Below are 13493 nucleotides of genomic sequence, written 5' to 3' on the forward strand. Positions count from 1 at the left end.
CAATCAGATCAGCGCTCCAATCACCGGCGTTTATCAATTTGATTTGAATGCGTTAGCGCCGTTTCGCTGGAGTATTTCCGAGCTTCATGCCGTGGCGCTTGCCAAGTTCGGCAATTACCAATTCCAGCTCCTGCGCCTTCCGAGCAGCATCCCAGCCAAACTCCACTGCAAGAATATCGGCAATTGCCACAAGATTGGCACTCGACAGCGCGCCGTCAATCGCCAGCGTCGTGCGCCGCAGAACCACGTCGGAGAGATGCACGACAAGCTCATTGCGCGCAATCCACGCAATTTCCGCTCGACTGACGCTGTCCGTATCGGGCAGAAGTGTAGTACCAACCTTTGCCTCATCCTGAATGATCGGCAAGGCCGTCGTGCCATAACGCTGCAAAAGTGTCTCGACTCGTTCAGCACCAAGCCCGGTTTCTTTGGCGTGTTTCGCCACCCAAGCGGCGCGTGCGCGGTCATCGGCCGGGTAGTCCTTGCCGCCACCGATGGTCAAAGTGCGCGTTGATTTGAGACGCTCGCGGCCAAACCGCTTGAGCACCGTATCTGCCACTTCTTCCGCAAAGCCACGGAACGTGGTCCACTTGCCGCCAACCAGCGAAATGATCGGGAACGGACGGCCTGTATCCGGCTCAATAACCGGTGCGGAATGATCGCGGCTGATCAGCCCCGGTTCCGACGCATTGGACGCAGGCAGCGGACGAATGCCGCTATAGGTGTAAACGATCTGGCTGCGATCGAACTTCAGCTTCGGCAGCAGCGAACGCAGGCTTTCAATGAAATAATCGATTTCCTTGTCTTCCGCGAAAACCTCATCCGGATTGTTTGCCGGAATATCCGTCGAACCGACCAGCGCCAGACCATGATAATCATAGACAAGACAGATACGACCATCATCCGCCTCGAAATAAATCATCCGGCCCTTCAGGCTCTTCACCAGCTCGGGATGATCAATGAGGATATGCGACCCCTTGGTGCCGCCGATCATCTTGGTTTCTTTACCAAGCGCCGCATTGACATGATCGATCCACGGACCAGCCGCATTGATAACGATCTTCGGCTTAACCGAGAAAGTCGCGCCATCCGGCCCTTCAAAGCTTACTGCGCCGTCGTTGGCTGCAACAATTGCCGTGAAATTGGCTGCTGCACTTTTCGGGTTAGCCTTCAGGCCATCACTGATAAGCTCATAAACCAGACGTTCTGGCTTACTCACCCATGCATCATAATAAATGCCACCACCAACGATAGACGGTGTCATATAAGGCATTTCCTTCAAGGCACTCTTCTTGAAGAGAAAATTATGCTTTGGCATCACGCGTTCACGCGCACCAAAATAATCGTAAAGCCCGAGGCCGATTTTGATCAGCACGGCACCACGGCTGCGTGGTGCGGTCGTTGAGCCGAACAGGGTACGAAGCGCTGCGGGAATACCCTTGGTCCACGAGAAAACCGGGATGAAGGTCGGTAGCGGCTGGACATTATGCGGCGCGTTTTTCAGCAGGATATTGCGCTCGACCGTCGATTGCGCCACGAGGCCAAATTCACCGGTTTCGAGATATTTGAGACCGCCGTGAATAAGGCGCGACGGGGCCGCACTCGTGCCGGAGCCAAAATCGCCTTTATCGACGATGAAACAGCTCACGCCCTGCTCACTCAGATCACGATAAAGGCCCGCGCCGTTGATGCCCGCCCCCAGAATGAGCACGTCAACACCATCAGTTTCGAGCTGGCTGATGCGGTTCTTCATATGGGCACTGTTTACGAAATCGTTCATTTCACTGTCTTCGCTGTATTTCAATCTGTAAGCGCGTCAATTTTCGGCCAGATTGGCCCCATCGCAGCGGCAATTTCCCTGAACAGCGCATAACGCTTTTCATATTGCTCGCTGCGTGCGGAATCCGGAACATAAGTTCGGCCAATCGCATCAAGATCGCGCGGGTCGCTGTAAACGTCAGAGAAAACACCTGCACCCTTGCCCGCACAAAGTGCGGCGCCCCATGCTGCCGCTTCATCCGTTTCGGTCACTGTGACCGGCATACCCAAAACATTTGCAAACATCTGCGCGAATGATGGGCTGCGCGAAACGCCACCAGTCAGGCGCGCTGCAGAAATTTCAAAGCCGTCTTTCAGATGGTCGACGTGGATGCGATGATTGAAGGCAATGCCTTCCCAGACTGCGCGCAGCATATCACCACGTTCCTGCCAGCCGCGAAGACCGAAGAACGCACCACTCGCCATGGCACCGTAAGGCGAGCCGAACAGATAAGGATGGAATAGCGCTGTCGAAGGCTTGGCCAGTGCGGCATCAATTTCCGGGCGCAGCATGTCATGGATCGAGCGGCCGGTTTCTTCAGCTTCACGACGTTCCGCCGGGCAGAGCTTATCGAGGAACCAGTCGTAATTTGCGGTGGAAGCAGGCGAAATGGACATGTTGTTCCATTCGCCCGGTGCAATGCCATTGCGGCAGAACCAGCTCTTATCGACGTTGGGCTTGGATGACAGCGTTTCATTGATCGAATAGGTGCCAGCCACGACCGCAACTGTACCAATCTTAAGACCGCCAACACCGAGCGCCGAGGCCGTCACATCATGCAAGCCGCCAACAACGGGCGTTCCAGCAACAAGGCCGGTTCGGCTCGCGCATTCCTGAGAGACCCCTCCAACGATTTCATCCGAGCGCGACATTGGAGGCAACGCATCCCAAAGTGCTTCGAGGCCAAAAAGCTTGAGTGCGTCTTTGGAATAGTCTTGCGTTTTGTAATCAGTGAAAGATGTCGATGCCTCAGTGCGGTCAGTGCCGACTTCGCCCGTCAGGCAGAAGCGCAGCCAGTCCTTGCAGGCAATCACATGACCGATGCGCCCATAGCGTTCCGGCTCGTTTTCCTTGACCCAGGCCAGAATAGCGGAGGGAGCCGAAGCGTGTGGTAACTGACCGGTGATAGCAATCGACTGATCTGCAACAGGGCTGCTCACCCAGCGTTCGGCCACGTCAACGGCACGGCTATCGAGCGACAGAATGCCTTTGCCGAGCGGGTGGCGATCCTTATCGAGCATGTAGATACCGTCGCCGTGCGCGGTTGTGGCAATGGCGAGAATATCAGAGGCAGGGCGTCCGCTTTTTGCGAGTGCTTCGACAATTGCATCCGCAGTCGCATTCCAGAATTCATCCATATCGCGCTCAACATGACGAGCTTTTGGAAAATATTGCGGTACGCGGCGGCGGGCAACGGCAAGCGTCGTTCCATCAACGTCGAATATTACGGCCTTGGTGACGGTCAGTCCGCTATCAATTCCCAACAGAGACGGCATGGATCGTATTTCCTGATATGTATGCGATGAAGTACTGAGGCTTATTCTCTTGTTCCGCCAGAACTGGCGATAACCACATTGATGTTCTGCGACTGCATGCGTTCGATATGTTCATGCGGCGTCTTGTCATCGACAACGACAACATCGAAATCACTCAGCGCGCCGAAATTATGCAGTGCCCGGCGCTCAAACTTTGAGTGATCGACAAGCAGCACGCGCTTTGCAGCGCAATCAAGCATGGCGCGTTTGGTTTCGACCATTTCCGGCGACTGGTGAAACAACAGATCGTCGGTAATGGCAGCAATCGAAATGAACGCCACATCGGCCCGCAGGCGACGGATTTCATGGATCGTCATGCCACCGACAAAGGCATTGCACCAGTTATAAAGCTGTCCACCGAGACCGAGCAGCGTGACATCTTTCATATCGCGCACTTCATTCATCAGGATCAGCGAATTGGTAATGGCAGTCAGCGGCCCCTTGCCCGGAAGATAAGGCACCATCTGGAGAACGGTTGTAGAATCGTCGAAGAAGATGGCCTGGCCCGGCTCTACGAACTGCATTGCCGCTTCGGCAATGCGCTTTTTCTCTTCGGACTGGCGTGCGACGCGATAAAGGTCGCTCGCTTCAATGAGACTTGTCGGTGCTGCGGAAACAACGCCGCGCGCCTTGCGAAACAGACCGCGACTGACGAGTTCGTCAACATCTCTGTGCGCAGTCATCAGGCTGATGCCGAAACGCTCGGTGAGATCCTCGATCCTTACCGATCCTTCGGACATAATCATTTCAGCAATTTGCTGGCGGCGAACCAATTGACGTGCATGCCGACTATCGTTCGGCACCTGCTCCGTCATCAGGTTTTCAATGCTTGCTTTATTGCTTGTAACCATGCCTATCACTCGCCCCCAGCCCGCTCAATTTATTGACCGGTTCCGATTCATAGCATCGGTACGAAAAATTGGATGGGGCACGGAATTGGATCCGCGCCCCATCCACACAGTTCTTACTGTTCGAGAACGAACGGAGCAGTGTACTTGTCAACATTGTCCTTGGTGATCAGGAAGCAATCGAAAAGCTGCTTTTCCTGGTCAACGCCGGTCTTGCCGGTCTTGATGAAGTTGTCGGCCTGCTTGACAGCAGCTTCCGAGAAGATCGCAACTGGCTGCAGAACGGTGTACTGAAGTTCACCAGCCTTGATCGCAGCAACTGCGTCCGGCGAACCGTCGAAACCACCAACCTTGACCTTATCGAGCTTGCCAGCCTTCTTCAGAGCAGCAATTGCACCGAGAGCCATTTCGTCGTTACCGGAGATAACGCCGATGATGTCCGGGTTTGCCTGAAGCAAAGCCTGCATCTTGTCGTGGCCCTGAGTACGGTTCCAGTTGGCAACGTCCTGACCAGCCTTTACGAGGTCTGGGTACTGCGAAAGAACGGTTTCATAGCCGTTCGAACGAGTGGCAGCATTGTTGTCCGATGGCGAACCGAACAGTTCAACATACTTGCCTTCTTCACCAACGCTCTCAACCCACTGCGTTGCACCAAGTGCAGCACCCTGTGCGTTGTTGGAAACGAGCTGCGCCTTGGCAAGGCCTTCCTGGTTGATTTCAGCATTCACGAGGAACACTGGAATGCCGGCTGCGACAGCGCGCTTGACTGCACCGACCGAACCGTCAGCATTTGCCGGGTCGAGAATGATCGCAACCGACTTGTTGGTGATCGCTGTGTCGATCAGGTTGCTTTCGGTGTTGGTGTCGCCCTTGTGACCGCCAACAACAGCCGAATAGCCGAGGCCTTCAGCGGTCTTCTTGGCGATTTCGCCTTCGGTGTACCAGTATGGGTTGGAAGGATCGTTGACCACGATTGAGATCAGACCTTCAGCCCATGCGGTGCTCGCGATAAGCGGCAATGCTGCAGCAGCAGCAAACAGAACGCGCATACCCTTCTTAAACATGTCTCACTCCCGTAAATATTATCGTTGAGTTATGCCGGTTGCCCGGCGTTACCATTTCCAGTGGGCGAGATTTCAAACTGATATCGCCGTCTTGGAACCTTTCGATACCCCCGAAGAACCGGCTCCGCCCGGAACGGTGAGCGGAGCCGTAATTATCAACGCCGGGAATATTGAATGCTGTTGAGCAGAACTGCGAGCACGATAACCGCACCGGTAAATACAGTCTGCCAGTAGGACGATACGCCAATGATCACGAGGCCATCGGAGAGGAAACCGATAACGAAGGCGCCCAGAAGCGTGCCCAGAATTGTACCGCGACCACCCGTCAGTGCTGCACCGCCGATCACAACAGCGGCAATTGCCGTCAGCTCGTAAGTTGTGCCTGCGGTCGGACCAGCCGAAGTCAGCTGCGAGGACAGAACCAGACCAGCGATTGCCGCACAAATGCCCGAAATCACATAGACCGAAATCTGCACGCGCTTGACTGGAACACCGGAAAGTTCGGCTGCACGTTCATTGCCACCCGAAGCATAGAGCCAGCGGCCAAATGCGGTGCGGTTGAGCACGACTGCTACGATGATGGCGAGAACAGCAAGCACGAGAACGCCAATCGGCACACCAAAAAGCGTGTTGAAGCCGAGCCATTCAAAGCCGGTATTGCCGAGTTCCGGACGACCACCGAGATTGTTGTAGGTCAGACCATTGGTCATCAGAAGTGCGACACCACGCGCGCAATAAAGCACACCGAGCGTCGCCACGAAGGCTGGAACACGCAGATAAGCGATCAAAACGCCGTTCACTGCACCAACAAATGCGCCCAGTGCACAGGTGATGAGGACAACCGCCCAAACCGGGAAATAAAGGATGACGCCCAGCTCCGGAATATTGACGCCTTGCATAAGGAAGCCAGCGACAACGCCCGCAAGACCAAGTGTAGAACCGACCGAAAGATCAATACCGCCATTGAGAATAACCAGCAGCATACCAATCGCCAGCAAGCCGAAAATGGCCACATGCGATGACATGATGAGGAAGTTATTGACGGTAAAGTAATAAGGCGAAAGGAACGAGAAGGCTGCGATGATCGCGATCAGCGCAAAAAAAGCACGACCTTCGAGCAGCAAATGCACGATGCTGGTTTTCCGCTTCGCTCCATTCGGAGCCGCTTTTTCTTTTGTAGTCGTGACTGACATTCTATCAGTGCTCCATAACTATTTAATGGCCGACCATAGATTCGCCCGAGGCGGCCATGATCTTTTCCTTGGAGACATCGGAGCCGAATTCGGCCGAGATGCGTCCACGGTGCATAACGATGATACGATGAGCGATGCTGAGGCATTCGCCGACTTCGGATGTCGTATAAACGACTGCAAGCCCGTCCTTGGCCTTTTCGGCCAGTAGCTTGAACACTTCTGCCTTGGCGCCAATATCGATACCGCGGCTTGGTTCATCCAGAAGGATAACCTTCGGCTCAGTCGCCAGCATCTTGCCGATAACGACCTTCTGCTGGTTGCCGCCAGACAGCGAACCGATTGCGGCTTCGCCACCATCCGTCTTGATGTGAACATTCCTGATCGACTGATCGACGATGTTCTTTTCACGCTTCGTCGAGGTGAAAAGGCCTTTCGTCATTTCGCCAATGCTTGCCAGCGAAAGATTGCGGCCAACCGTCATCGTCTGCACAAGACCATCACGCTGACGGTCTTCCGGCACCAGAACCAGACCCTGATCAATGCGCTGAGCAATCGTGAGGCCTGCCACATCCCTGCCTTCAAGCAGAATGCTGCCCGAATTGGCCTTGAGGCGACCTGCAACCGTTTCAAGAAGTTCGGTACGACCTGCACCCATCAGACCGTAAATACAAACGATCTCACCGGCACGCACATTCAGCGACATATTATCGACAAGCGCAAAATCACCGGACTTGTCCTGAACCGTCAGACCTTCCACGGAAAGCGCGACATCTCCCCATTCGTAACCGGTAGGAGGCGAACCAAGATCGAAGTTTTCGCCGACCATGTTGCGAACGATCCATTCCAGATCAATCTCAGCACGCGGTGCATAAGCGGTCATTGCACCATCGCGCAGAACCACGGCATGATCGGTGATCTGCAGGGCTTCTTCGAGATGATGGGAAATGTAAACAATCGCCACGCCACGCGCTGTCAGATCACGGATGACCTTGAACAGCACTTCCACTTCCGAAGCGCTTAGCGCTGAAGTCGGCTCATCCATGATCAGAATACGGGAATTGACCGAAAGCGCACGCGCGATTTCGACAACCTGCTGTTGACCAAGGCGAAGCTCTTCAACCGGGGTCAGCGGATCGATGTCTTCTTCGAGTTCTGCCAGAAGTTCGCGGGTCAGGCGTTCTTCTTCTGCAAAATTGACGCCCGTTGCACCGCGAATTTCGCGTCCCATGAAGATGTTGTCACGCACATTCATATTGGGCGCGAGACTCAGTTCCTGATGGATGATCGAAATACCACGGTCGCGTGCTTCGGTTGAAGAGTTGAACACAACCGGCTCACCATCGAGAACAATCGTGCCAGAAGTCGGCTGGATGACACCCGACAGAACCTTCATCAGTGTCGACTTGCCAGCGCCGTTTTCGCCAAAAAGCGTGGTGACCTGACCGCGACGGATTTCGAAGTTCACGCCCTTGAGCGCATTGATACGCCCATAAGCCTTGGCAACATCATGTGCGGAAAGAACGACTTCGCCGTGCTTGCCTTCAATTGTCTTTCTGTCAGGGCTCATTTTACTTCAAGCCCCACTGGCGTAACCAGCCAGTTCTTCGGATTGACCAGCTTGAAAACGCCAGTCACTGAAACCGTCTTGCCAACGAGATTGTTGACGTCAACACCCTCGAGAACCTGCTTCTTCATCTCATTATTGAGTGCAGAGCCGGCATTCTGGAATTCGATCTGATTCTTGAACTGGCCAAATTCAATTGTGCCGGTCGCATCGCGCAGATCGGTGCCGTTTACCGCCGGACCAGTCTGGACGCGGATTGCCATGCCTTCAGGGAAACCATCGACCTTGATGACATTATAATTCGACTTACGCTCTTCAACAGTGCCAGTGAACTTGACCGGGATAACCGGGTTCACACTACCTACACCATATTTCTTGCCAGCGGCATCCTTGTCGGCAACAAGTGCGGTGCCAACTTCGACCGCTTCCGCGGCGCGCTCTTCAACGCTTGCCTTGACCTTCGGAAACTCAGCAGCACCATAGGCTTCAGGGGAGAAGACCTGCTGGCGCACATCGGCATCAGAACCGATCTTCACGACCTTGGTGTCAAATCCAATCGCACCGACAACCAACACCGCAGCGACCACACTCCAAAGGACTGCACGGTTCAGCCTGGCTGGCTTCTGTGAAACTTGATTAGCTTGTGTACTCATAATCAAACGCCTTCAGCAAATTCTGCCGGATTGTCGTTGTAAAAAAACGGATTACGCGGCTGGATTTACACCGCTACTAGACTGCACCTGCGATAACGCACCGGCTAGCGACGGCTAAACGGATTTTCGCACAGGCGGCCATGGGAGTGAGAAATTTAATCATAACGATCCTCCACATAGTTCCCTGGCTCCGACCCTCCGCGCAGCATGGAAACAGATGCGCCGCGACCATATGCTATGATAGCGGCATGTTATCAACTTCAATAATCATGTTATAAACACCAATATCTGTCAATCAGCTGTTTTTGAAACTCGCCCCGTTTCATACAATTGCGGGCCAAAAACTCACAATACCGCCGGGAAATTCAGTATCAAAAGATAGCCTTCGATGATGGACACTGTGGGACAAGCTTGTTTCCGCAGAACATCGCTCAGGCTAGAAATATCTAAATTATTTCTTTAAAAACAATGATATAATTTCCCAGCACCCTATAGTCAGTGTCATTGTATCGACTAAATCCTATGAGAATGACTGAGGCTGAGGTTCAGGAATCTCGCTACAATCACCTTTTGGTGAAAAAAAATGCTTATCAACGAAAATTTTACAGACAGCTCGATATCGTTATGTTATCTCGATCATACGCAATCGCTCTTTTTCATTAAAACAAGAGCCGCGAGCGACAGAATTATAGTCGCGGGAGGAATCCAAATGTCCCTGAATGAGCACTTTGGGAAAGCGTATTTCAGTCATGCGTGGTAAGGGTGATATAATCATCGGTATCGACGCGGGCACATCCGTCGTCAAGGCAGTGGCGTTCGATCTTAGCGGTCGTCAACTGGAATCGGCGGCTGTCCGCAATACATACGAAACCGGAGAACATGGTGCCGCGACTCAGTCTTTGTCCCAGACATGGGAAGATTGTGTAAGTGCATTGCGCGGCCTGTCAGAAAAAGTCCCTGGCCTGAGCGCTCGCACCGCCGCCATTTCCGTCACCGGTCAGGGTGATGGCACATGGCTTGTCGGACGCGATAATAAGCCGGTCGGCGATGCTTGGATCTGGCTTGATGCCCGCGCTGCCAATACAGTTACGAAGCTTGCTGCAGGCCCGATGAACCGTGCGCGCTTTGAAGCGACCGGCACCGGCCTCAATACCTGCCAGCAAGGTACACAGATGGCGCATATGGACAGTTTCGTACCGGAACTGCTCGATAATGCCGAAGTCGCCCTGCACTGCAAGGACTGGCTTTATCTCAATCTCACCGGCGTCCGCGCCACAGACCCCTCGGAAGCCAGTTTCACATTCGGCAACTTCCGCAACCGTCAGTATGACGATGTGGTTATTGAAGCGCTCGGCCTTAAAAAGCGCCGTGGTCTGTTGCCCGAAATCGTGGACGGCACTCTGACGCAGCATCCGCTATCCCCCGAAGCAGCAACTGCCACAGGTCTTCTGGCTGGAACGCCGGTGAGCCTTGGCTATGTCGATATGGTGATGACGGCGCTTGGCGCTGGCGTTTATTGCGGCACCGCGGATGCGGGCTGCTCGACTATCGGATCGACCGGCGTGCATATGCGCGCAAAGCCTGTTTCCGACATTCACCTGAATGCAGAAGGCACAGGTTACGTTATTGCCCTGCCAATCCCGGGTATCGTCACGCAGGTTCAGACCAATATGGGTGCGACGATCAATATTGACTGGATTTTGCAGATTGCCGCCGATCTCATGTCGACCGCAGACAAAAAAGTCTCGCTGAGCGACCTGATCCCCCGCCTTGATGAATGGTTCAATGCAAGCCGCCCCGGTGCGTTGCTTTATCATCCTTATATCTCCGAGGCTGGAGAACGCGGACCGTTCGTCAACGCTTTTGCGCGTGCAGGCTTTATCGGCCTTTCAAGCCGCGACCGTTTCCCCGAACTGGTGCGCTCGGTCGTTGAAGGGCTCGGCATGGCAACACGCGATTGCTACGCCGCCATGGGCGGAATGCCAGCGGAACTACGCATCACAGGTGGTGCGGCACGTTCGCATGCGCTTCGCAGCACGCTTTCGGCAGCCGTCAATGCGCCGGTTCGTGTTTCCTCGCGTGAAGAAGCAGGTGCTGCAGGTGCTGCAATGATGGCCGCAGTCGCAATTGGCGCTTATCCAAACATGGATGATTGCATCGCCGAATGGGTCGCGCCTTTGCTGGGAGCCGGTGAAGCACCCGACGCCGTGCAGGCACAGCGCTACACGGAACTGTTCGGCGCTTATAAGGACGCCCGACTGGCGCTGGCGCCAATCTGGGACAAACTTGCAGCTGATCGGTAATTCGACAGTCGGCTGAGATGACATATTATTTTGCCGGAATTCCGGCATCCGAAGGAGCATGAAATGGCTGAACCGGAAACCTGCGATCTGTTTGTGATTGGCGGCGGTATCAATGGTGCGGGCGTTGCTCGCGATGCGGCTGGGCGCGGCCTCAAGGTTGTGCTGGCGGAAAAAGACGATCTCGCGGAAGGCACCTCGTCGCGCTCCGGTAAACTTGTGCATGGCGGCTTGCGTTACCTCGAATATTACGAATTCCGTCTTGTGCGCGAAGCTTTGATCGAGCGCGAAGTTCTGTTGAACGCCGCACCGCATATCATCTGGCCGATGCGTTTTGTTCTGCCACACAGCCCGCAGGATCGCCCGGCATGGCTCGTGCGTCTTGGCCTGTTCCTCTACGACCATCTCGGCGGTCGCAAGAAACTACCCGGCACCCGCACGCTTGATCTGAAGCGCGACCCGGAAGGCACGCCGATTCTCGATCAATATACCAAGGGCTTCGAGTATTCCGATTGCTGGGTGGATGACGCTCGCCTCGTCGTTCTGAATGCTGTTGGTGCCGCTGAAAAAGGCGCGACCATTCTGACCCGCACGCCGGTTACATCTGCGCGTCGCGAAAAAGGCGGCTGGATTGTTGAAACCAAAAACCGCGATACCGGCGAAGTGCGCAGCTTCCGCGCGCGTTGCATCGTCAATTGCGCAGGCCCATGGGTGACTGACGTTATCACCAATGTCGCTGGATCAAACTCTTCACGCAATGTGCGTCTGGTCAAGGGCAGCCATATCATCGTGCCAAAGTTCTGGTCGGGTGCGAATGCCTATCTGGTTCAGAACCACGACAAGCGCGTGATCTTCATTAATCCCTATGAAGGCGATAAGGCGCTCATCGGCACCACCGATATCGCTTATGAAGGCCGCGCCGAAGACGTCAGCGCGGATGAGAAAGAAATCGATTACCTGCTCACCGCAGTAAACCGCTATTTCAAAGAAAAGCTGCGTCGCGAAGACGTGCTGCACAGCTTCTCCGGCGTGCGTCCGCTGTTCGATGACGGCAAGGGCAACCCATCGGCTGTTACCCGCGACTATGTTTTCGATCTGGATGAGACCAGCGACGCCCCTCTCCTCAACGTGTTTGGCGGCAAGATCACCACATTCCGCGAGCTCGCAGAACGCGGTATGCATCGTCTCAAGCACATCTTCCCGAGTATGGGCGGAGACTGGACGCATGATGCACCATTGCCGGGCGGCGAAATCGCCAATGCCGACTTTGAGACTTTTGCAAACAGCCTGCGTGACAGCTACCCATGGATGCCACGCAAACTGGCTCTGCATTATGGTCGTCTCTATGGTGCGCGGACCAAAGACGTAGTTGCAGGTGCATCTGATCTTAACGGTCTTGGACAGCATTTCGGCGGCAATCTCTATGAGGCTGAAGTCCGCTATCTCGTGTCGAAAGAATGGGCGAAGACGGCAAATGATATCCTCTATCGCCGCACCAAGCACTATCTGCACCTGACCGAAGCCGAACGGGCCGCATTCATTGCATGGTTCGACAACGCTAAAGTTTCTGCTTGAGGTTATCATGGCCCTTACGCTTTCGCTGAACACCAATCCGCTTGTGAACCGCTTTGCAGAGCCGGATGATCTGATCGAGACCGTTGCGCGCGACCTGCGCCTGCGCGATCTGCAGCTCACGCACGAGTTCATCAATCCGAGCTGGCAGGCTTCCACCATTCGTCGCCTGACGCGCGATATGGACAAGGCTTTGCAGCGTACAGGCGTCCGCGTGACCTCTGGCATGACTGGCCCTTATGGTCGTCTCAACCATTTCGGCCACCCGGATGCGGAAGTGCGCCGCTATTACATCGACTGGTTCAAGACATTTGCCGATATAATCGGCGATCTCGGCGGCAAGTCGGTCGGCACACAGTTTGCGATTTTCACCTATAAGGATTTTGACAATCCTGAACGCCGCGAAGATCTTATCAAGATCGCTATCGACTGCTGGGCAGAAGTTGCCGAACATGCGAGCGGCGCAGGTCTGGAATATGTCTTCTGGGAACCAATGAGCATTGGCCGCGAATTTGGCGACACAATTGCTGAGAGCATCAAGCTTCAGGATCGCCTCACGGCTGCCAATATGGCAATCCCCATGTGGATGATGGCCGACATCGACCATGGCGATGTGACCTCGTCGAACCCGGACGATTTCGATCCGTATGCATGGGCGCGTGCCGTGCCGAAGGTCTCACCGATCATCCACATTAAGCAGAGCCTTATGGATAAGGGTGGTCATCGTCCTTTCACGGCAGCCTTCAATGCAAAAGGCCGTATTCAGCCCGAGCCGCTGCTCAAGGCGTTCGCCGAAGGCGGTGCTGTGGACAATGAAATCTGCCTTGAGCTGTCGTTCAAGGAACGCGAGCCAAACGACCGTGAAGTTATTCCGCAAATTGCGGAAAGTGTGGCCTTCTGGGCACCGCACATTGACACGGGTGCACGCGACTTGAAAATATAACC

At 54.5% G+C, this 13493-nt stretch carries 10 protein-coding genes; 3 read left to right on the top strand and 7 right to left on the bottom strand.

Annotation, left to right across the window (positions count from 1 at the left end; genetic code table 11):
- Positions 1–52: 52 nt before the first annotated feature.
- The 7 genes from C9380_RS16670 to C9380_RS16700 all read right to left on the bottom strand — a co-directional run bounded on the left by C9380_RS16670 (position 53) and on the right by C9380_RS16700 (position 8676).
- A complete protein-coding gene (locus C9380_RS16670; RefSeq protein ID WP_128094083.1) occupies positions 53–1780 on the bottom strand; it encodes a glycerol-3-phosphate dehydrogenase/oxidase in 1728 nt (575 codons plus the stop codon).
- Positions 1781–1800: 20 nt separating this feature from the next.
- A complete protein-coding gene (locus tag C9380_RS16675; RefSeq protein ID WP_128094084.1) occupies positions 1801–3315 on the bottom strand; it encodes an FGGY-family carbohydrate kinase in 1515 nt (504 codons plus the stop codon).
- Positions 3316–3356: 41 nt separating this feature from the next.
- Positions 3357–4205 (bottom strand): DeoR/GlpR family DNA-binding transcription regulator, encoded by an 849-nt coding sequence (locus C9380_RS16680; protein WP_128094085.1) that lies wholly within the window; start codon positions 4203–4205, stop codon positions 3357–3359.
- A 113-nt stretch (positions 4206–4318) separates the two neighbouring features.
- Positions 4319–5266 carry a D-ribose ABC transporter substrate-binding protein gene (locus C9380_RS16685; protein ID WP_100557271.1) on the bottom strand — a complete coding sequence of 316 codons (948 nt, stop codon included), beginning with the start codon at positions 5264–5266 and terminating at the stop codon, positions 4319–4321.
- A gap of 155 nt (positions 5267–5421) precedes the next feature.
- Positions 5422–6459, bottom strand: a complete 1038-nt coding sequence (locus C9380_RS16690; RefSeq protein WP_128094086.1) for an ABC transporter permease — start codon at positions 6457–6459, stop codon at positions 5422–5424.
- Positions 6460–6481: 22 nt separating this feature from the next.
- Positions 6482–8026 carry a sugar ABC transporter ATP-binding protein gene (locus tag C9380_RS16695; RefSeq protein ID WP_024900151.1) on the bottom strand — a complete coding sequence of 515 codons (1545 nt, stop codon included), beginning with the start codon at positions 8024–8026 and terminating at the stop codon, positions 6482–6484.
- Complete coding sequence (locus tag C9380_RS16700) at positions 8023–8676, bottom strand: DUF2291 family protein (protein WP_128094087.1); 654 nt, start codon at positions 8674–8676, stop codon at positions 8023–8025. Before C9380_RS16700 ends, C9380_RS16695 begins: the two co-directional genes overlap by 4 nt.
- 749 nt (positions 8677–9425) lie before the next feature.
- Here C9380_RS16700 and C9380_RS16705 point away from each other — a divergent pair.
- From C9380_RS16705 to C9380_RS16715, 3 genes are all read left to right on the top strand, one after another.
- Positions 9426–10979, top strand: coding sequence for an FGGY-family carbohydrate kinase (locus C9380_RS16705; RefSeq protein ID WP_128094457.1), 1554 nt, complete (start codon positions 9426–9428; stop codon positions 10977–10979).
- A gap of 63 nt (positions 10980–11042) precedes the next feature.
- Positions 11043–12551, top strand: coding sequence for a glycerol-3-phosphate dehydrogenase (locus C9380_RS16710; protein WP_128094088.1), 1509 nt, complete (start codon positions 11043–11045; stop codon positions 12549–12551).
- Between the two features lie 7 nt (positions 12552–12558).
- Positions 12559–13491, top strand: coding sequence for a TIM barrel protein (locus tag C9380_RS16715; protein ID WP_128094089.1), 933 nt, complete (start codon positions 12559–12561; stop codon positions 13489–13491).
- Positions 13492–13493: the final 2 nt, after the last annotated feature.

Source organism: Brucella pituitosa (genome assembly GCF_003049685.1).
GTDB lineage: Bacteria > Pseudomonadota > Alphaproteobacteria > Rhizobiales > Rhizobiaceae > Brucella > Brucella pituitosa.